This window comes from Succinispira mobilis DSM 6222, from assembly GCF_000384135.1.
GTDB lineage: Bacteria > Bacillota > Negativicutes > Acidaminococcales > Succinispiraceae > Succinispira > Succinispira mobilis.
In genome coordinates this window covers 343,115-363,478 of sequence record NZ_KB913028.1, presented here as the reverse complement: position 1 = coordinate 363,478, position 20,364 = coordinate 343,115, and the positions used below count along the sequence as shown (strand labels likewise).

The window sequence follows — 20,364 nt, the reverse complement described above, 5'->3', positions numbered from 1 at the left end:
TCCTTACCAATTTACTAACCGCCAATGCATATTAAACTCATTGCGTTTATGACGATAACCTATTTCTAATTCCATACAGTGCATATTATGAACAATTGCGAAATCTAAATCATAAGTATTACTGTTTTGCACGTCGTAACGATGTTCAATTTTCAACACATCTCTAGCGGTTAGTTGATAACTAAGACCAGTTCTAATTTCCTTACTCATATCTGGGTCATCATAGTCAAAAAGTGAACTCTTGTCACTAGTATAGTAATATCCAGTCCAGGCTTGCAATCGCTCATTAAAGCGTTTATTAAATACCCCGTTAGCGGTAAACACATTGCGTTTTGAATGGTCATAGCTTTCCAAGATGCGACTATAACCTGTCCCTAGATTCAACCACCAGCTTTTATCAGGCGATAAGTAAATCGGATCTCTAGATAAACGTACGCCCAAATCAGTATGCCAACTACTTTTATCATCATCTACCCACTTACCATGCAGTGCATAGAAACTATAATTCAAATGAGTATCCGCAATTTTTTTCGTCTTATAATCAAAGCGTGCCTCTGGTTCTTTGGTAATCCAATTTTTATCACTATCGCGCTGCTCTCCAGTTAAAACCTGTACCGCATAATTATCGGTATCATGAATCACACCCGCAACTGGTTTAAATCCCGATTCTGTATATAAATCAAAATCAAAAAAAGCCTCTACTTCATGTCCTATGGATTTCGTAAAGCGTTTTTTAATCTCTAGGCCATCTTTATTGTCATAGCGAATGGTTGGAAACATTGAATCTTCTTGTCCAGGGGTAATATCCTGAACATAGCGTTCTTGGGTATACATTAACTGATCCTTAATATACACTTTCATATTATAGGCAATCATTTTTTTACCAGGAAAAATATCTACCCGCTCTGCTTTCGCATAAAAGTCTGGTTTATGCGCATTACAGCGAGTTATCGTGCTTTTGCCTGCCTTGTACCGATCGGGATAAATATCAACATGCTCGGAAGTAATATATTCTTTATCTATTTTGCCTTTAACCGTTTGCATGGCGCCAACTTTATCATTATAGTTATACTGACCTTGAACAGCAGTTAAATCTGCGGTAGGACTTAGATATTGTCCACCTTCATGTAACCACAAATCACCGGTGTTATAGTTACCATCTAATTTTTCCGTGATAATACTCTCGCCACCACGTACTACTTGTACCTTGCCAGTTGCTTGAATATTACCCGTCTTATTGTCAAAAGTTAAATTTTCTGCATAGACAGTTGTCGGTAAAGCTACTTGTTCCTGTTTTTGCTTTTTATTTTTTTTCTTCTTTTTTATTTCTTGAGTTGTTGTATTCGTTGCTTCAACAGTGGTTGCTTTGGTCTCGGGCACTTGATAATAATTACCTTGTGCATCTTTGTGCAATTTTAACAGTGGCTCTTCTAGTTCGCTGGCATTAACTGGTGAGTTTGCCCACAGCCCCAAAACTAAGCCTGCCACTAGAATTTGCCCTATTTTTTTACCTAAATCGATCTTTTCCATAAATTTTCCTCCATTTACCGACACTACACCTATTCTAATATATTTTAACACAAAAGCAACCAAGGCAAAATAGCTATTTTGCCTTGGTTGCTTTTTTTTCTGACTAATTTAGTCTATTTATTTTGTTCAATAAATTTATCTAAGCTATCAGCTGTTTGGTTCTTGCGTACCAACCCATTTAAAGCTACATCTTCTTTTACTTGTGTATAAAAAACTGTGCCCGCTGGAATAACTGCTTCCTTACCATGCACAAACAAACCACCGATTGCGCCTACTGGTCCAAATACCAACATGCCTGCGGCGCTTGCCCCAGCTGCTGCAATTTGTGATTCCGTAGCTTTTTTAGCCAATTCACCTAAGTACAAGGGCACTATTGTACCATCAATTGTCAACAGGGCTTTAAAGTCCATATCTACGCGACCATCGCGGCCAAAATTACTAGCATGCTTAATTTTTACAATCGTCGCTTCACCGGTTGCACCTTTGGGTACAATCAGCAAATTGCCAACAAAGATATTTTCTTCTGCTCTAAATTGAATAATGTCACCCTCGCGTGCCAATTTCCCGTTCACTTCTTGCAATAAAGATACCTTAATTAAAGAATCTTTCGGTAAAGTAGTATGTTCTACGGCAATATCGCCTTGCGTATATACCATCGCTAATAAAGCATTTAATCTGCCCATTAAACCGCCCACACTAACATCGCCCGCAATCATTTTCTCTAATTCTTCCAGTCTAGTCTTAGACGGACGCTTCGTAATCGCTTTAGTAAACATCCATTCTACCGCATTTAACCGTGACACAAATGTTGGGGCATGAGTTTCTTCATTGCCTTTTACATCTACATACATTTGATCAATTCTCTCTAAAATCGGTTGGCTGTGTGATTCCGAGTAAAGGTCAAATTCTAACCGACTTACGCGTTCAATCAAGGCTCCTGCTTGCTCCGTACCGTACAGTTCCTCTTCAATCGCACCTAATTTCCCCACTGCCGTTGGTGGTGTTGCCGCACTTGTCGTTAAAGGCACTAAGGAAAAAATTGTTAAACAAAGCATTACTAAAAGTAGATATCTTTTAAACATTACCTTGTCCTCCTTTAAAAAAAACAGGCAGATTGCTCAGCCTGCTTTAATTTCTTCTTATTTTGTTGCTTGAGCTAAATATCTAGAAACAATTTTGCCTACTTCTTTAGCTGGCCAGTTAGTTCTGACAATTGTAACATATTCGGTTTCTAATTCATCATTTACTTTTTTTACAAGAGCTTTGTTTTGCCAAGAATATACTGTCATCATATCCATTTTTACCGCTAAAGTCGCATAATCAGTTTCTTTACCAGTTCTATAACCAGACTCAATATTTTTAATATGAATAGCCACGACCATATCACTGTTAGTTGCTAGCATAATGTTTTTCAACATGCCTTCATTTAAACCTTGTGTTTTTACAACATTTTGATAGTCAACTTTATCCAAAACTGGCATCACAAAATCGTCTGCGATCATGTTATATTTAGGATATTGGAAAGTTTCTATAATACGATCCATAATTTGACTACTAACCCCTTCTGGGATTTCTTGCATATCGCTAACAATTGGTAACACTACAACTTTTGGACTCATAACAAAGTTGGCCGCCTGTACATTACCTACAAGCCCACTTAACATTAGTACGCTGCAGAGTAAGAAGCTAAATAATACTTTTCTCATGACTAACCCCCTAAATTTTTAAATATACTTCATTTTAACACAACTTTGGAAAAATCGCACTATTTTTTTCAAAATTGCCGTTTCTTTATCTGATATTTGTTTTTTAGATTAACAAATGTTTTGCGTCCTTATACAATCCCCAAATTAAAAAGATAAAAATATTAGCCTGTCGGTAAAGTTGTCCCTTACCAACAGGCTAATATTTTAAAAACTCATCCGCCAACCTAAGTTTGCTTTCCATTTGTCGCTAATTTTATCGGCAAAGGCGGCACGGGTAATTTCACCATATAAATTTTGATTTTTTGCCAAACGTTGATCAAAGCCTAGCCCATATTCTAGCCAAGTATCACTTCCCGAAGTTTGCTTTTGTACCGTCGTACCGTTATAATTTGCCGTCATATTTGTATCGCCTTTAAATTCATGTAGGCAGGATAATTTCAAATAGACATTGCCCTTTTCTGTTTTATGCCCAGCATTAATTCCCAAACGGCCAATTAAAGAATCTAAGCCTTGGTTTTGCACCTGTGCGCCTGCCGTTCCATCAGCGGTCATGGTATAGCTACTACTATTAACCCGATTATAGTTTAACTCTACTTGCGGTTCTAGATAAAAATCCTTAGCTAGTTGTTGACGATAACCATATTCAAGCGACATATTTAAGCCGCGAGTCGCGTAATCGCCTGCATAACTGACCCCGTCTTGGTGATGGATGCTGCTATTGGCAATTCGCCCATATTTGACAATCGCGTCTACAAAGTGCCCCCGCTCACCCACATAACTACCATATATCCCCACCAAATTCGAATCTAAATCACTACTGCCACCACTACCACTTACATCGCTTTTCATCTTAGAGATTGCCAAGCCTGTAAACAACTTACCCGTAGCTAATTTATGAGCGCGATCATAGCCGGCTTGAAGGCCATGATAACTGGCGGTAGCCGCGCTACTGCCTTTGATCTCGCTTTCACCACCATAAGCCCTTACCCAAGCACCAGCCTCCCCTTCGTCCCAACGCAAATCCCCCATACGACGTTGCAAATCATTGTTTTCTGCCCGCCAAGCACTAAGTGCCGACATTTGGGCACTAGCCGCCGCCCCAGCCATAACTGCCGCCGGACCCTCGCCCGTTGTCGCTTTTTCTACTAGCAAGCCGGTCAATTTAGTTTCCCCGGCAGCTGTAGTAAGTTGTGGGGTAAGTTGAATATCTTCTGTAGTTAAGCCCATAGCTGCCGGCCGCGTAGTTTTGTAGGTTTTGGGCAAGGCAGTATAGCTACCACTGGAATCTTCAGTTTTTAACACTACTGGGGCAGTAGCGGGCAGATAAGTTGCATTACCCTTTTCTAGGGCTGGGTCATAAGCAATTTGCACCGTATAGGTATTACTACCAGTAACCCCTTTTAAAATCACCTTATCCGCGGCATTATTTTCGATATCACTGGATAGCACAAAATTAGCGCCATTTAACTTACCTTCAACCATACCATCAGTCTTCCCTAAAGTTGTAGTCCTGTCCCCCGCATCTGTGCCCCGAATTGTATTAGGCTTAGTTTGCCAAAGATTAATATTAGCACCGCTGACCGTAGTGTTCCAAATTCCCGCATCCTCTGACACATACCAAGTAGCGCCATTGCTAAAAGCTATATTCGCCACAGAGAATCCATCGTTGACAAGACCTGCTAAATAGGAGTCGGAATTCGCAAAATTTACATAAACTTCCCCCAGGGTGCCTGCGCCGCTGCCAAAGATATCCCCTTCTAGCTGCACTGTTTTATTTTTATTCATATTGATCTTTAATATCCCCCGAACAGCAGCACTAGTGCCAGACACAAACAAAGCTATAGGTGCCGTTATTTTTAGATTACCATTGATGTTTACGGGGATATTATTTGCATAAGCGCCCACCCCCATTTCCTCTGTCAACGTAATATCCTCATTATAAGTGCCGCCATCATATAAAGCTGCTTGAGTTATACTTGGGCATAGTAGATTCGTGCTTAATAGTAAGGCACTTAATAATTGGGCTTTTTGTTTTTTTGTCATAAGCTAAAACTCCTTTATTGTTTTTTCTTAAATACTGATTGTCATTTTCGCTGCTTAGTGCTAGTTTTAAAACTAGCGTTTAGTCTGCGCACAATAAAATTCAAATAACCGCTCTGCGGCAACTTCTAAATAATCAGCCGCAGCTTTATATTGGCCGCGCCGCCGGGCATTTTTGCCCGCTAATAGGGCAATCCGCACTTCCCAAGGTTCTGAAGGCTCCAACTCATACCACAAGGAACGCCGCACATAACTCCAATAGGTTTTTTCAATTTGCGCCGCACAATAAGCAATCCACGGCTTCCCTTCATTAAGAAAGTGCCAAAAAATATTCTCTGGCTGTGGCGTAATCCTAGTTTCTTCAAAAGCATCTAGCAAATAAACCTTATAGGGACTTATTTCCAACCAAGCACCCTCCAACACTTTATTTAGCGCATCTTGTTCTAATAAAGAAAAGGTTGCGCCCTGCTGTTGGTAACAGTCTAAAACCTGGCGAGTTAAATCTAACTGTCGCCAACGTTCTAAATCAATCACCATAAACCCAGCATTAAAATAGCGATTTTGCTTTAAGCCCAAGCGTTTTGCTTTGTCTTGATAATCGCCTTCCATAGCCGCCGCTAAAGGCTGACCTTGCAAATCCAACTGCCACAGCTCGGCCATATTCTTTAAACACAGCATATCTGCATCACAATAAATTACCCGTTTAAATTCTAGTGGTAACAGCATCGGCATTAATACGCGCAAAAACACCGTTTGATTTAAACGTTCTGGCGCTACCGCAGCCGAAACTCTCGGGATTTTCTGTAACATCTCATGCGCATCGTAAATGAAAATACGCGTATTGCGATATAACTGCGTAAAAGTATCCAATTTTTCTTTGTCCGCTACTAACAGGCGATCGCAGACTAAGTGAAAGGTGATCGGTTGCCCCGGGTGATTGAGTACAATCGAGGTCATCACAATCCCTGCATACTTCACATAATTGGCATCTACTCCAAAGGCAATTTGATATTCTCCCATAAATATCGCTCCTTTTGTTAGTTAAAATATTCATTTACTCATTTCTATCCACAGTACACCCTAACTTATCTTATTTATCTTAGCGAAAATCTGCCAAAAGCCAAGCAAAGTTTGTATAACAGGCAAAAAGTTTGCTCCAGTGGCAAAATAGTACTCTCCGCCTCTACTAAAAATATAAAAAATGCTGTATAATTTATAATATGCTATTAAATGCTCTTAAATCATTGTTAATCGCTGTTAAATACATTTTTTGCAAAGTGAGGTTTGTTTATGCGCATTGTTATCTGTGATGATGAAGTCTGCCAAGTAAATAAACTTTGCGATCTCGTACAAAAAGTTTGCGCCCAGCAAAATGTAACGGCTGACATTCGCCCTGTTACTAGTTATAAGCGCTTTTTAGAGGATGTGGCCAAAGTACGCGCCGATATTGTTTTGCTCGATATTTGTTTAGGTTCTGATAATGGTATTGAAGCTGCCCGAATTTTGCGCCGCTTTAATGCCGATTGTGTCATAATCTTTATTACCTCCAGCCCCGATTATGCTTTAGATGCTTTCGAGGTTACCGCCGCCCATTATATTCTCAAACCAGTGAGCTTAGAAAAATTGCAAACCGCTTTATTACGTAGCCGCTTTTTCCAAGCCCCACGCCCTACCTTAGATTTAGTCGTAGACTATATGCCGCTACAAATTCCGCTCACAGATATTTTATATTTAGAAACAGTTGACAGAAAAACGCGCCTGCATCTTAGTAATGGGAGCCTGGTCGATTGCAATCTTGCCTTAGCCCATCTTAGCGAGCAACTGCCCCCAGCCCAATTTCTCGCCTGTTATCGCGGTCTACTGATCAATGCCGATTATGTCCAAAGCCTAGATGAAACGGGACTAACTCTAAGCGAGCAACTCAAGTTACCAATTTCCAGTAAGCGTTATAGTCGTATTCGTAGCCAATATCACGAGTACTTAATTCTCAAAGTGCGTACAGCACACACCTCGTAATCTAGTCTAGTAGAGGAGTTTTGCAATGACACTGGCAACCTTCAGCACCCTGTATTATACTTTTATCCATATTCTGCCCTTTAGCTGTTTGATTTTTTATACCTTTCGCACCCAACTCCGTTGGGGAGTTTTACCTACTAGCTCGCTGTATTTATTGTTATTAAGTGGTGAGGTTTTAGTTCAAGTTCAATTTCCAAACGCTTTTAACCAGCAACTATCCCTCCTGCTCCAACTACTGTATATCCTCTATCCACTTCTAACCATCAAGGCGTTTGCCGGCAAAGTCCTAGCCATCAGTTTATTAACCCTCCCCTTAGCCTTTCTAACGCTTAGCTTAGCGCGAATTGCTGAAGCATTTTTCCCGACCACAATTCCGTATCTAACTGCTAACCTAGTTATTACGGTAATTATTCTAAGCTTTATCTACCCCACTTTAGTGTATATCCGTCAAGTACTCCGCCCCTTAATAGCTGTTCAAGAGAAAAAACCTTGGCTTTATTTAGCAGCTTACGAATTAGTTTTAATTTTTATTGTCTTACTTATTGATCCCTGGCATCAAACTTTAGCACCGCGGGTGCTAATTTCACGCTTTTTGCTCTTGGTAGCGAATATCGCTTGTGTTCAAATAATGGTCTACCTCTGCCAAAGTATTAATGCGCGCGATTATGCCCGTAATCTCCTTAACAGTCTGCAAGTTTTACAAGAATTTGAGCGGCAACGCTATGCTGATATTATGGAACGCTGGCGCTCTTCTAGGCGTTTACGCCATGATTTACAATCCCATGTCCTTACCGTGCTAGCGCTAGCTAAAGCATCTAGCCAACAAGAGCTTAAGTGCTATTTACAAGGTATTAGTGATAGTCTTGGCTCTAAAAACAATATGAAATAATTATCCGGAGGTTAGTTGTGTCTTATATTTTTTCTGGAAATGCCAGCGAAATTATCCAAAACTGGCCACTACTAAGTTTGTTAGCCAGCATTTTTTATACTTTCGCCCACATTTTACCAGCCAATCTCATCCGATGTTATATTTTTCGACACTATTTGCGGTACCCTTTAAAAAAAATTTTTTTTGGGCTACTTATCCTTATTAGTTTAGAATCAGCTATTCAGTTAGAGTATGCGCAGATTTTTTCACCGCGCATTGGCTTTGTTTTCCATCTAGTCTATTTTTTTTATCTATCTATAGTAATTAAAGTCCCCTGGGCTAAGCAATTTTGTTTAATTGCCCCCCTAGGTATGGTCTGGTTTTGTTTAACTTCCATTGCTTATGCCCTTGAATATAACTTCCCCCTGTTCCCTGTACCTTTTTTTCAAACTGGTTTCATCTTATTATTAGAAACCTTGCTTTGCCTTTATTTTTTTTGGCTTTATAGCGAACATTTTGCCGCACCCTTACTTGCCAATAACTCTATCCCCAAACTTTGGTCACCACTGGCTGGACTGACTTTTGTCACGCTAGCTCTATCAATTTTGGCCAGTCCGTTTAATGAGGATCGTAGTTTCACGGCCTTTTGTGTGCGCCTAATCGCTTCTTGCGGTGGCTTAATAGGGACGATAATCGCTCTGTATGCGGCACGCGAAGCAATTAGACAACGACAACTAAACTCAATTTTAGCCGTTACGCAGGAAATGCACTTAGCCGAGCAGGAACATTACCAAAATTTAACGGAAATAGAAAAAAACACGCAATTATTCCAAAACAAGTTACAAGTATTTGTCGACAACATCAATAATTTTCTGGCTCAAAATAATTATCTAGCGCTCAACAATTACGCCCACGGTTTTCTCGACCAAAGCAATTTTTCCTTTAGGAATACCGCTTTGTGGCAATGATTTAGTGAACGCACTCATTAATTATTGGCAAGGGGTTTTACAAAATTTAGCAGTAGAAACTACTTGGGAAATTAATTTAGGTAAGCAAAATCCCATTGATCCTTTAGATATGACAGCAATCTTAGGCAACCTATTGCGTAATGCCACCGAAGCCTTAACTAAAGTTACAGCACCAGAAAAAAGATATTTAAAACTCGTTCTCTTAACACTAGGCGATAATCTAGTTATTACTCTCGATAATAGTTTTGATGGTCAAAGTCAACAAGACAACGAACAGAACTATCTGTCCAGCAAACTTGACTTTAAGTCGCGCGGCATTGGTCTGGATAGTATTCGTAGTAGTGTAGAAAAATATGACGGTACTTTTAATATGGAAATTCAAGCTAAGAATTTTGCTAGTTCGATTGTCTTGCCTTTGCCCAGCAAAAAAATTAGAGCCAACCCTTAAGGTTAACTCTGAAAACAAAAAGAGCTTTCAAGAAATAATCTTGAAAGCTCTTAACTTTTAAATGGCGGAGTGGGTCGGAATATCACTAATATCCTGATTCCCCCTAAAAACATGCGTTTATGTTATAAATGCCTTCTTTTTTATCATCGTATCTAAGACCACTCCCTATGGGTTAATTATAAGTTTTTATAATCAACCCATATTTTGCCTTTGCATTTCAATTATATAACGATATAAACTAAATTATTTAATAACGCATCAGGTCTCATAACCTGACATACCTAACCACCAGACAGAATAACGATCTTAATCTACATTAGCGACATCTCTCAGACATAGAAATTCGACATTCGCAACATGATAATATTGTCAAATAACGGAATTGTTAAATAACGCATGGCTATATAGGTTTACACCTCTAACGATTTCACAAACCGCTATATGATTTAGCCCTGCCAATTATATTATGCCGTGGGCAAATCATGTAAAAATTGAAAATATAAGTCTGCTCCACCACCTTAAGCCAGCAAAACTGTTTTAGAAACTAACCCGCCAGCCAAGGTTCGCCTTCCAGTCGTCGCTGACCTTGTCAGCGCAAGCACTGCGAGTGATCTCCCCGTAGAGGTTCTGGCTCTGCCCAATGCGTTGATTGAAGCCAACACCGTACTCAATCCAGGTATCGCTGCCGGAGGAATCACTGCTGACGGTTGTACCATTATAGTTGGCCGTCATGCCGGTGTCGCCGTTGAACTCGTGGAGGCAGGAGAGCTTGAGGTAGATATTGCCGTTTTTGGTATTGCGTCCGGCATTGACGCCGACGCGGGCGATGAGCGAGTCTACGCCACTATTTCGGACAAAGGCGCCGCTGGTGCCGCCGGCGTTCATGGTATAGGAGCTGCTGTTGAGATGGCTGTAGTTCACCTCGGCCTGCGGCTCTAAGTAAAAGCCGTTATGTAGCTGCTGGTGGTAGCCGTATTCGAGGGACATGTTGAGACCGTTCGTGCCATAGTCACCGGCATAATTTATCCCCTCATGGGTACGATTGGTGTCGTTGGTGAAGCGTCCGTATTTAACAATCGCATCGATAAAGTGCCCGCTTTTACCAACATAACTGCCGTAAATACCAAAAAGCTTGGAGTCGAGATCACTCCTGCCCGCAGTTCCCGAGGCATCGCCTTTCATATTGGAAACTGCAATGCCGGTGAAAATCCGGCCCTCTTCGATTGTTCGGGCACGGTCATAGCCGACCTGAATGCCGTGATAGCTAATTTCCGATCCAGCACCACTATGAATCTGACTCTTGCCCCCATAGGCGCGCGCCCAGGCCCCGGCGTTGCCTTCATCCCAACGCAAATCGCCTAGACGCCGTTGCAGATCGTTATTTTCCGCCCGCCAGGCGCCAAGAGCCGCCATCTGGGCGGCGGACGCCGCACTAGCCATGGTTGCCGCTGGACCGGCGCTATCAGTGTTCTTGACGGTGAGGGCGGTGAGCTTGGTCACGCCGCCGCTGGTGCTGAGGGTAGGTGTAAGCTTGATATTTACCGTTTTTAGACCAGCCGCTTCGGTGCGGGTAGTCAGGTAGTCCTTGGCCGTCACCGTATCACCGGTATTGTCGGTAGTAAGGATCGTTAGGTCACTGGCCGTATAGGTGCCGTCCTTGCTCATGGCCGGGTCGTAGACAATCTGGAGGGCGTAGTTGTTGACCCTCCCCCAACCGGCTCCAACAATATCAAGGGGATTGCCGGAGACCTTGGTAAGCACGACCTTATCGGTCAGATTGTTTTTGATGTCACTGGAGAGGGCGAAGGTGGCGCCGTTTAACGACAAGCTGCCCTCTCCAGTGTTGTCAGCACCAGCGGCACTAAAGGTGCGCGTCCCGACGGCGGCACTGCGCACTGTGCCAGGCCGTGTATGGTAAATGTCGATATTGCCTCCGACAGCAGATACTGATACCCCCCCTTCCCTTGTTCCGGTGAAAGTGTTAACGTCTTCCGGTATATACCAGGTAGCGCCGTTGGTGAAGCTAAGGTTTATACTGCCACTGCCCTGTATTGGCATTCCAGCCAGAAAGGAGTCGGCGTTTGTTAAGTAAAGATATATTCTTCCAGTAGCGCAACCATCAGGCGGGGCGGTTTCTACATTACCGATAATTCGCACTGTAGAGGAATCGTTTGTGTTGATCCTTAAGACGCCGTAGCCAGACGCACAGCCTCCTGCTACCCCCTTTGCCAGGAGGGCGTAGGCACTACTACCCTGATTAATATAAATGTTCTGCCCAGTGAGGTTGACCGTATCCGATCCGTTATAGCCGCTTACAGAGATGTAGCCGTCGGTGATGTTGATGTCGTCGGTAATGGTCGGGCTTTGATTGCTGTAGGTCTGTGTTGTGATGATCGTCGCCGCTTCACAGACCGCCGCAGGGTCTGCTGCGAGCAGGACGCCACCGAGGCACATGGCCTGCAGGGCGCAGGCAAGTTGTTTTTTCTTATTTCTTCGTTTCATGGGTTTCAATCCTTTCCTGATATGATTTGTCCGGTATGCTCAAGGTAGTATTGCATCAGACGCTCGCCAGCTAGGCTCAGGTAATGGGCCGCGTCCTCAAAGCGGCGATTTTCTTTGGCGTTGAGACCGGCGAGAAAGGCAATCTTTACTTCCCATGGCTCCAGGGGTTGCATATCGGCCCAGAGGGAGCGACGCACATAACCCCAGTAGAGCTCTTCCATCTCAGGGGCGCAGTAACGGATCCAAGGTTTGCCGTCATTGACAAAGTGCAGCAGCAGGTTTCCCGGCTGCCGTCGCAGCAACAGCGGATTAAAGGCTTCGCTGAAGGCAATCCATTCAGCAGGCAACTCGGTAAAGTCGCCGTCCAGCACCAGATTGAGCGCGTCTTCTTCCAGCAGGCTGAAGCGCGCGCCGTGCTTTCTATAGGCTTTGAGCACGCGTTGGGTTAGCTTTTGCTCGCGCCATTTGGCTACATCGATAACCAACGTTCCGGCGCTCAGATAGCGTGTGTGCGAAAGGCCCAAGCCGCGGCTCAGGCGCAGGTTGCCAGGATTGAGGAGCGCACCGACGGCCCGTTCTTCCAGATTTGCATTCCACAGCGGGGCGAGGTCGCCGACGCAGAGCATGTCGGCGTCTAAGTACACCAGGCGCCGCGCCGTTTCCGGCAACAACTCCGGCAGCAGTATCCGCAAAAATACTGTGCGATTCAGCCTCTCCGGCACGGTGCCGGCAAAGAGCTTTATACTTTGCAGTTGTTCGCGCACGTCGTAGAGCTCGATGCGCGTATGGCTATAGAGTTTACTGAAGGTTTCCAAGCGTGATTTGTCTTCTTTATGCAGGCCGTCACAGGCCAGATGGAAGCAGATAGACTGGCCGGGATGGTTCCAGACGATGGATGTCATGACAACACCCGCGTATTTTACGTAGTTGGCATCTATTCCGAAGGCAAAATGGTATTCTTCCATAGTTAAAATCTCCTCCTTGGTTATTTGCGTTTTCGGCAACAGGCAAACAGACTGCCATTTTCTGTATTATAGCGAAATTTTGGCAAAAACAAAGCAAAGTTTGCTTGAAAGGCAAAAAGTTTGCTTGAAAGGCAAAAAGTTTGCTTGAAGGCAAAAAGTTTGCTTGAAGGCAAAAAGTTTGCTTGAAGGGGACGAAAAAGATAGCTATGCGTGATAAAAACAATGAAATCTTTGTATATTTTAAATACAAGGATTTCATTGTTTTAGAAGTGAGGGAGTGGCATGCGGATTGTGGTGTGCACTATGCGGGGCCGAGGTCGATAAACTCTGCTCGCTGGTGCAGGAAGGACAAGATCGTCTGCTTAATCTTACGCTGCAACAATTAGGTCGTGCCTTTGTCATAGCTCTGGATAACAGCTTTGACGGCCAGTTAAAGCAGGATGAAGAACAGAACTATCTGTCCAGCAAACTTGACTTTAAGTCGCGCGGCATTGGTCTGGATAGTATTCGTAGTAGTGTAGAAAAATATGACGGTACTTTTAATATGGAAATTCAAGCTAAGAATTTTGCTAGTTCGATTGTCTTGCCTTTGCCCAGCAAAAAAAATTAGAGCCAACCTATAAGGTTAACTCTGAAAACAAAAAGAGCTTTCAAGAAATAATCTTGAAAGCTCTTAACTTTTAAATGGCGGAGTGACAGGGATTTGAACCCTGGCGGGCTTTAACACCCCTAACGATTTAGCAAACCGTCCTCTTCAGCCGCTTGAGTATCACTCCATATGTGGCGGAGAGGGTGGGATTCGAACCCACGGTCCCTTCCAGGATCACTAGTTTTCAAGACTAGCGCCTTAAACCGCTCGGCCACCTCTCCAAATTAGCACAAATAGATTATATCAAATTGCAGAACTCTTGTCAATCATCTTTTAAGGACGCAACAGAATATTTTCCGTTTTTTCCAAAACCTGTTCTTCTAATAAAAAAGCTTCCCGCTTTAAAGCTTTCATATTTTGCAAACAACTGTCAATATAACTTTTATCAGTAATACTGCCTAAATTAATTAAAACATTATAGCAAGCACTTCGCAAAGCCGCACGCGCCAACAAAGCAGCTACCGCCGCATCACTTATGGCTTGGGGATTACCTACTTGCGCCACTTGATCGGCCAACTCTAATACTTTTTTGCAGGCTAGAGCAATTTGCCAAGGCACTTCAGACGCGGCAATACTTTTAAGGCTAATGGTTTGCGTGCGAAAATCTTGTTCGATACTACTTTCTTTGGGCAATTTATAAGCTTGCATTAAAGCACCAAAAGCTTCGGCATCAGCTTGCACCAAAGCAGTTAACTCTTGTCGCACCTGCGTTGTTGCTTGTAGAATTTCTTGCACGGTATTTTCTACTTCTTGATATTTTTTTTTGCCAAGGGTTAAGTTACAAACCATTGAGGCTAAGGCGGCGCCTAAAGCTCCCGCAAAAGCCGCTGCCCCACCCCCACCAGGTACGGCATCCTTTGCGGCCAGCTTGTCTAAAAATCCTGCACAACTTTCTTGTATAAACATTAATTTGGTCCTCCGAATTTCACTGTTAATTTTCACTTTGATAGTAATTATAACAAAATAAATTGCCGCTGACCATTTTATGCGCCAAAAACACTGTATACAGAAAACATCAGCTTAAAAATTATTGCCTTTTAAAATGCGCCAAGCAGCTAAAGTCCGCCAAGCGGCTATTTTTTCTCGTTGAGCAGTGTTAGCATTTTCGATTTTTTCTAATTTTTCCGTTTCTGCATATAGTAGATAATTAAAGGTAAAGTCTTGTTGCTGATTTAATAAATTGCCATTATAATTGGTGTATTTATGTCCTGATGGTGCTAGTAATTCTATCAAAGTTGGGGCAATTTGCACTGAGTTTCCATACTTCAAACCTTGAAACCACTCTTGTTTCAAACCAGCACCATAAAAAACGCAGGGCACTAGACTCCGTTCAGCAGCTGAGACTTGCTGTTTAAACTCAAATCGTTCCGCATGGTCTCCAGTTATTACAAATAAGCTGTCGGGAAAGCTTTGTTCAACTTGCTCGATGAACTTACCCATTTCCTGGTCCGCATACCAAATATGCCCCAGCTCTTTAATTTTTTGTTGATTATTGGCGATATTTGCGGGCAAATTAGCCCGAACAGTTGCAGCCGGGAAAGCGGTATTGTCTAAATCGACTGTATAGGGGGGATGGTTACTGGTAGTTAAAATCACATGAAAATATTTCTCATTTTGCCCCTGCGTATTATTAATAAAACTTTGAATTTGCTTAAATAATTCCGCATCTGGACAACCCCAAGCATCTTTATTTTCACTGTTCGAACTAGTTTCCACAAACTTATCAAACCCTTGCTGCTCTGTAAACTTTTTAATATTTTGCCAACTAGCATAACCACCATACCAAAAATAAGTTTTATACCCTAAAGCGCGCATTTGTTGTCCTATGGCTGTTGCATATATTTCTTTATAGGATTGCGGCTGATAATTAGCGGCTAAATTAACATCAACCATCCCAGTAATCACAGCATTTAACGTTGTCATTGTTCCATCACCTGCTGGTAAAAACACAGGCACGCTTACAGCTTTGGAACTATTTCTTAGCTGTTCCCCTTTAGCAACTAAGCCCATTTGTCGATATGGTTCCATAAATGGCCATTCAGCATAGGTTTCACCAACAATTACAATCACATGTTGGGGCGGTTTGCTAAAATAACCACCTTTAGTAGTTTGGACAAAAGCAGTTTCAATATTCCCAGCCGTTGTCTTGCCACCTAACAAATTTATACTTGCTTGTACTTTTTCTGGGGTTAGATTTTTTTTAACCTGCTTTAGCAGACGTTTCTGAATGCTTTTAGCCCGATATAAAGCCTGTACTTCATCTAACACGGCTTCATTTAGCAAGTTGTTTTTAAAGCGCGCACAATTTTCCCAGTTTACCGATTTGGCATATTTAAGGGCTCCGCCAAATCTAATAAAAATAGCGCCAACTATAAAAACTAGCAAAAATAAGCTAGTTGCTACATAAGGTCGATTTTGCCAAAGTTTCGGTAGCGGCAAAAGTGGCCGGTCATAGACGACAAAAATAAGTTTCGCTAGCAAAATTATTGCGCCAATACTTAGGCTTAAGCGCCATAATAAACCATATTCTTGATAAGCGGTTAAAAAGATAGCTTGCTTATCGTCGCGAAAGAAATTGAAAATATGCAAATCAAAATTACTATTATATATTTCGTAGTAGGGTATTTTTATTGCCGCAGCCAAAATTAGAACTGTCAAAATTATTAAGGTTAGGCTACGTCGCAACATTTTAAAGAGGGTAACTTCTCGGCCCCAAAGAGTCGCTGGCAAAGTTGTAAAGGCGGCAACCCCCAGAGTAAGCGCGCCAGCTGTTTTCAAGCTCAAACGCAGCCCTAAGAATAACGCCTGCCCAATGGTCGCACCAGTTTCTTGAGTTAATTGACCCGCAAATAAGTAAACAAATAGAACGCGCGAAAAATTCAAGATAAGATTTAAAGCAATAAACAATTTTAAATCTTGCTGCAAATTAGCAAAAAATATTTTTGAACGCAAAGTCATCATCCTCATCATAATTCAAAAGCTGCCTCGGTTAAATACCAAGACAGCTTTTCTTATCTGTTTTTATAATTATTTTGTATCAAACAAGCTACTTACCGATAATTCGCCAAAAATTCTTCGAACTGCTTCGCTAAGCAAGCTAGCTACAGATAAAACTACTATTTTTTCATGTTTTTTCTCATCAGTTAAAGGGATGGTATTGGTTACTATTAGTTTCTTAATATTAGAATCTGCGACACGTGTTACCGCAGGCTCGCTTAACACCGCATGTGTACAACAGGCGTAAACTTCTAAGGCTCCAAATTTTTCTAAAGCTTTTGCCCCTTCAGTAAGAGAACCAGCTGTATCGACAATATCGTCAACGAGAATTGCCACCTTGTCTTTTACGCTACCAATTAAATTCATTACTTCAGCTACACCAGGCTCAGGACGACGTTTATCAATTATCGCAATATCACAGTTACAACCAATACGATCCGCCAAAACCCGCGCGCGGCTTACACCACCTAAATCTGGTGATACTACTACGATTTCTTTACCACCAAAATCTTGTTTTTTTAGATAGTCTGCTAAGATTGGTGCTCCAGGTAAATGATCTACCGGAATATCAAAAAAGCCTTGTATTTGTCCTGCATGCAAGTCCATAGTCACAACACGAGATGCGCCTGCTACAGTTAGCAGATTTGCTACTAATTTTGCAGAAATAGGTTCCCGACCACGAGTTTTACGATCTTGACGCGCATATGCGTAATACGGCATTATTACCGTAATATTCTTCGCTGAAGCACGTTTACAAGCATCAATCATAATTAATAATTCCATTAAATGTTCATTTACTGGATTACTAACTGATTGTAGGATAAAGACATCTCTGCCCCGTACACTCTCGTCAATCATTACTTGTGTTTCGCCATTTTTAAACTTACTAACCACAGCGTGTCCCAATTCAATTCCTAGCTTTTGTGCAACTTCTAAAGCTAATTCCGGATTGGCACTTCCCGAAAATACACACAACTTCTTTTTGTCATCCCCAAACATCCAAAAAAACCCCCATATATTTTTTTATATATTTGTATTGTACCCACAAAAAGGTATTATACTATTTTTAAGACGATACTTCAAGCCCTATCTGTCCTTAGCCCAGCCTTCAATGTTACTTTGTTTAGCTCTGGAAACCCCTAGAGCGTCACTGGGTACATTTTTAGTGATGGTAGAGCCTGCGGCCACAAAAGCATTCTCGCCCACAGTTACTGGTGCTACGAGATTAGCATTGCAACCAATAAAAGCCCCATCTTCAATGTTAGTGCGATATTTTTTCTTACCATCATAGTTAACGGTAATTGTTCCGCAACCAATATTAACTTTTTTACCGATGTCTGTATCACCAATATAGCTTAAATGTGGTAATTTACTGCCATCGCCTACCCAAGAGTTTTTCACTTCGACAAAATTGCCAATTCGCACATCATCCGCCAAACGTGTTCCGGGACGCAAGTGGACAAAAGGTCCAATATTGCAAGCTTCACCAATATGGGTATCATGAGCATAGGCATATTGGATAGTGTTCGAGTCACCCATGCACACATTATACAAGCGCACATTCGGACCAACCTGGCATTTTTCACCAATTACACAGTCACCCTCTAGCCAAGTAAAAGGATAAATAACCGTGTCGCGGCCAATTACTACTTCTGCATCAATAAAAGTGCTTTCGGGATTCATAATCGTAACCCCTTGTGACATTAAACGATCTAAAGTTCTCTCGCGCATCAATTTTTCAGCCATAGCCAGTTGTTGACGCGAATTAACACCTAAAGTACTAGTAGCATCTTTACTTTTAACGCCCAAAACTAGTTTAGCATTTTTTACCAATAAATGAATAATATCTGTCAAATAGAATTCGCCTTGAGCATTATCGCAACTTATTTGCTCGAGCATTTCAAACATTAGTGGCGCATTAATACAATAAATACCAGTATTAACTTCAGCAATTGCTAACTCTTCCGCGCTAGCATCTTTGTGCTCCACAATTTTCAATACTTTCCCATCAGCGTCACGCACAATACGTCCGTAGCCAGTAGGGTCTTGCATAACTGCAGTTAAAACTGTCGCTGCCGCATGTGTTCGTTCGTGCGTGGAAAAAAACTCTTGCAATTCTGCCGCATCTAGTAACGGTGTATCGCCACAAAGAATCATTACTGTGCCGCTGAAATCTTTAAGCGTTTCTTTTGCTTGTAAAACCGCGTGTGCTGTGCCTAGCTGTTCTCGCTGTTCTACAATCTCAGCACTTTCACCCACATAAGCTTTAACCTGTTCACCTAAATAACCAATTACTACTACATTTTTTGTCGCCCCAGCACATTCTGCGGCATTCATTACATGTTGTAGCATCGGTTTTCCCCCGACTTTATGCAACACTTTTGGCAATTCCGAATTCATTCTACTGCCTTTACCAGCAGCCAAGATAATCGAGATAAGCTCCTTCATTTATAAATCCTCCACTAAATCAATTCCACCCGATAACCAGCTTTACGCAGATTATAGATGATATTTTTGGCATGTTCTTGATCTCTAGTTTCTAAATCTATTTCTACCATCGTCTGTCCAATCGGCAAATTGCGTGCCGCGTGTTCATGATAAATATATACAATATTGGCCTTTTGTTCGGCAATATAAGTAATAAATTTTAGTAATTCGCCGGGACGGTCATTGAGGCTAGTTAAAAGTTTTACCCGCCGTCCTGCCTTGATCAAACCATTTTCAATAATCCGAGAAATAAAGTTAACATCCACATTACCGCCAGAAATTACACTACCAACATCTTCAGCATAAGGCAACAACCCGTGTAATACAGCTGTAAGTGCTGTAGCACCCGCTCCCTCGACCACCATTTTGCAACGTTCTAACATTAGTAACATCGTCGTTGCAATATCTTCATCTTTTACCACAACAATATCATCTACATATTTTTGAATTAAATCAAAAGTTATCTCTCCAGGACGCTTAACGGCAATCCCATCTGCTAAAGTGTTCGCTTCGGCAGTTTGAATAATCTTCCCAGCATTACGAGAAAGATACATACTCGGTGCCCCACTTGACTGCACGCCATAAACTTTAATTTGTGGCGCTAAAGCTTTTACAGCCACCGCAATTCCCGCCAGTAAGCCGCCACCACCAATCGGCACCGCAATGGACTTCAAATTCGGATTTTGAGCTAACATTTCTAAAGCCACGGTCCCTTGTCCGGCAATTACTTGTGGATTATCAAAGGCATGGACAAAAGTCTGTCCAGTTTGTTCTTGAATACGTCGCGCTTCGGCATTTGCTTCATCGTAATAAGTACCATGTAAAACAACTTCCGCCCCATAACCTCTAGTCGCTTCGACTTTAGATAAAGGTGCTGGTTCAGGCATTACAATTGTCGATTTAACACCAAAACGAGTTGCCCCTAAAGCAACTCCCTGCGCGTGGTTTCCTGCCGAGGCAGCAATAACCCCTTTAGCTCTTTCCGCATCCGATAAAGAGGCTATACAGTTACCTGCGCCTCTAATCTTAAACGAACCTGTTTTTTGCATATTCTCTAACTTTAAAAATACATTACAACCAGCAATTTTACTAAAAGTTGTGCTTTGATCCAAAGGCGTCTTGGTTACTACCTTCGCCAATCTTTGTTGTGCTAACTTTATATCTTCAATTGTCACTTGATCTTTCATT

Annotated in this window: 17 protein-coding genes and 2 tRNA genes; 5 read left to right on the top strand and 14 right to left on the bottom strand. The window is 42.0% G+C overall.

Annotation, left to right across the window (positions count from 1 at the left end; translation table 11 throughout):
- Positions 1-3: 3 nt before the first annotated feature.
- The 5 genes from SUCMO_RS0101735 to SUCMO_RS0101715 form a co-directional block, all read right to left on the bottom strand.
- Positions 4-1,530, bottom strand: a complete 1,527-nt coding sequence (locus SUCMO_RS0101735) for an LPS-assembly protein LptD (protein ID WP_019878689.1) — start codon at positions 1,528-1,530, stop codon at positions 4-6.
- 113 nt (positions 1,531-1,643) lie between these two features.
- Positions 1,644-2,612, bottom strand: coding sequence for a hypothetical protein (locus SUCMO_RS10145; protein ID WP_019878688.1), 969 nt, complete (start codon positions 2,610-2,612; stop codon positions 1,644-1,646).
- Positions 2,613-2,669: 57 nt separating this feature from the next.
- The gene (locus SUCMO_RS0101725; protein ID WP_019878687.1) at positions 2,670-3,236 is read right to left on the bottom strand and encodes a hypothetical protein; all 567 of its coding nucleotides are present in this window, start codon (positions 3,234-3,236) and stop codon (positions 2,670-2,672) included.
- Between the two features lie 204 nt (positions 3,237-3,440).
- On the bottom strand, positions 3,441-5,279 hold the full coding sequence (locus SUCMO_RS10140) for an autotransporter outer membrane beta-barrel domain-containing protein (RefSeq protein WP_019878686.1): 1,839 nt from the start codon (positions 5,277-5,279) through the stop codon (positions 3,441-3,443).
- A gap of 72 nt (positions 5,280-5,351) precedes the next feature.
- Complete coding sequence (locus SUCMO_RS0101715) at positions 5,352-6,296, bottom strand: glycosyltransferase family 8 protein (RefSeq protein ID WP_019878685.1); 945 nt, start codon at positions 6,294-6,296, stop codon at positions 5,352-5,354.
- 270 nt (positions 6,297-6,566) lie between these two features.
- Between SUCMO_RS0101715 and SUCMO_RS0101710 the strand changes: the two genes are divergently transcribed.
- The 4 genes from SUCMO_RS0101710 (at position 6,567) to SUCMO_RS10870 (ending at position 9,576) form a co-directional block, all read left to right on the top strand.
- On the top strand, positions 6,567-7,292 hold the full coding sequence (locus SUCMO_RS0101710; RefSeq protein ID WP_019878684.1) for a LytR/AlgR family response regulator transcription factor: 726 nt from the start codon (positions 6,567-6,569) through the stop codon (positions 7,290-7,292).
- Between the two features lie 25 nt (positions 7,293-7,317).
- On the top strand, positions 7,318-8,181 hold the full coding sequence (locus tag SUCMO_RS0101705) for a hypothetical protein (RefSeq protein ID WP_019878681.1): 864 nt from the start codon (positions 7,318-7,320) through the stop codon (positions 8,179-8,181).
- A gap of 350 nt (positions 8,182-8,531) precedes the next feature.
- Entirely contained in the window at positions 8,532-9,128 is a 597-nt protein-coding gene (locus SUCMO_RS11365) for a hypothetical protein (RefSeq protein ID WP_156819222.1), read from the top strand.
- Between the two features lie 4 nt (positions 9,129-9,132).
- The gene (locus tag SUCMO_RS10870; protein ID WP_019878679.1) at positions 9,133-9,576 is read left to right on the top strand and encodes an ATP-binding protein; all 444 of its coding nucleotides are present in this window, start codon (positions 9,133-9,135) and stop codon (positions 9,574-9,576) included.
- A 537-nt stretch (positions 9,577-10,113) separates the two neighbouring features.
- Here SUCMO_RS10870 and SUCMO_RS0101695 read toward each other — a convergent pair.
- Both SUCMO_RS0101695 and SUCMO_RS0101690 read right to left on the bottom strand, forming a co-directional pair.
- Entirely contained in the window at positions 10,114-12,078 is a 1,965-nt protein-coding gene (locus tag SUCMO_RS0101695; RefSeq protein WP_019878678.1) for an autotransporter outer membrane beta-barrel domain-containing protein, read from the bottom strand.
- Positions 12,079-12,083: 5 nt separating this feature from the next.
- The gene (locus SUCMO_RS0101690) at positions 12,084-13,043 is read right to left on the bottom strand and encodes a glycosyltransferase family 8 protein (protein ID WP_019878677.1); all 960 of its coding nucleotides are present in this window, start codon (positions 13,041-13,043) and stop codon (positions 12,084-12,086) included.
- A gap of 337 nt (positions 13,044-13,380) precedes the next feature.
- Here SUCMO_RS0101690 and SUCMO_RS0101685 point away from each other — a divergent pair, with 337 nt between their 5' ends.
- Positions 13,381-13,653, top strand: a complete 273-nt coding sequence (locus tag SUCMO_RS0101685) for a GHKL domain-containing protein (RefSeq protein ID WP_211209216.1) — start codon at positions 13,381-13,383, stop codon at positions 13,651-13,653.
- A 75-nt stretch (positions 13,654-13,728) separates the two neighbouring features.
- On the opposite strand, the gene SUCMO_RS0101680 is transcribed toward SUCMO_RS0101685, so the two are convergent.
- The 7 genes from SUCMO_RS0101680 to ilvA form a co-directional block, all read right to left on the bottom strand.
- Positions 13,729-13,819 (bottom strand) — tRNA-Ser (locus SUCMO_RS0101680).
- A gap of 5 nt (positions 13,820-13,824) precedes the next feature.
- Positions 13,825-13,913, bottom strand: a tRNA-Ser gene (locus tag SUCMO_RS0101675).
- A 52-nt stretch (positions 13,914-13,965) separates the two neighbouring features.
- Positions 13,966-14,598 carry a cyclodeaminase/cyclohydrolase family protein gene (locus SUCMO_RS0101670; protein ID WP_019878674.1) on the bottom strand — a complete coding sequence of 211 codons (633 nt, stop codon included), beginning with the start codon at positions 14,596-14,598 and terminating at the stop codon, positions 13,966-13,968.
- Positions 14,599-14,712: 114 nt separating this feature from the next.
- Complete coding sequence (locus tag SUCMO_RS10130; RefSeq protein ID WP_211209215.1) at positions 14,713-16,644, bottom strand: LTA synthase family protein; 1,932 nt, start codon at positions 16,642-16,644, stop codon at positions 14,713-14,715.
- Positions 16,645-16,719: 75 nt separating this feature from the next.
- Entirely contained in the window at positions 16,720-17,688 is a 969-nt protein-coding gene (locus SUCMO_RS0101660; protein WP_019878671.1) for a ribose-phosphate diphosphokinase, read from the bottom strand.
- Positions 17,689-17,775: 87 nt separating this feature from the next.
- Positions 17,776-19,137 carry a bifunctional UDP-N-acetylglucosamine diphosphorylase/glucosamine-1-phosphate N-acetyltransferase GlmU gene (gene glmU / locus SUCMO_RS0101655; protein ID WP_019878670.1) on the bottom strand — a complete coding sequence of 454 codons (1,362 nt, stop codon included), beginning with the start codon at positions 19,135-19,137 and terminating at the stop codon, positions 17,776-17,778.
- Between the two features lie 14 nt (positions 19,138-19,151).
- Positions 19,152-20,363: a threonine ammonia-lyase gene (gene ilvA / locus SUCMO_RS0101650; RefSeq protein ID WP_019878669.1), complete on the bottom strand. Its 1,212-nt coding sequence runs from the start codon at positions 20,361-20,363 to the stop codon at positions 19,152-19,154.
- Position 20,364 lies beyond the last annotated feature (1 nt).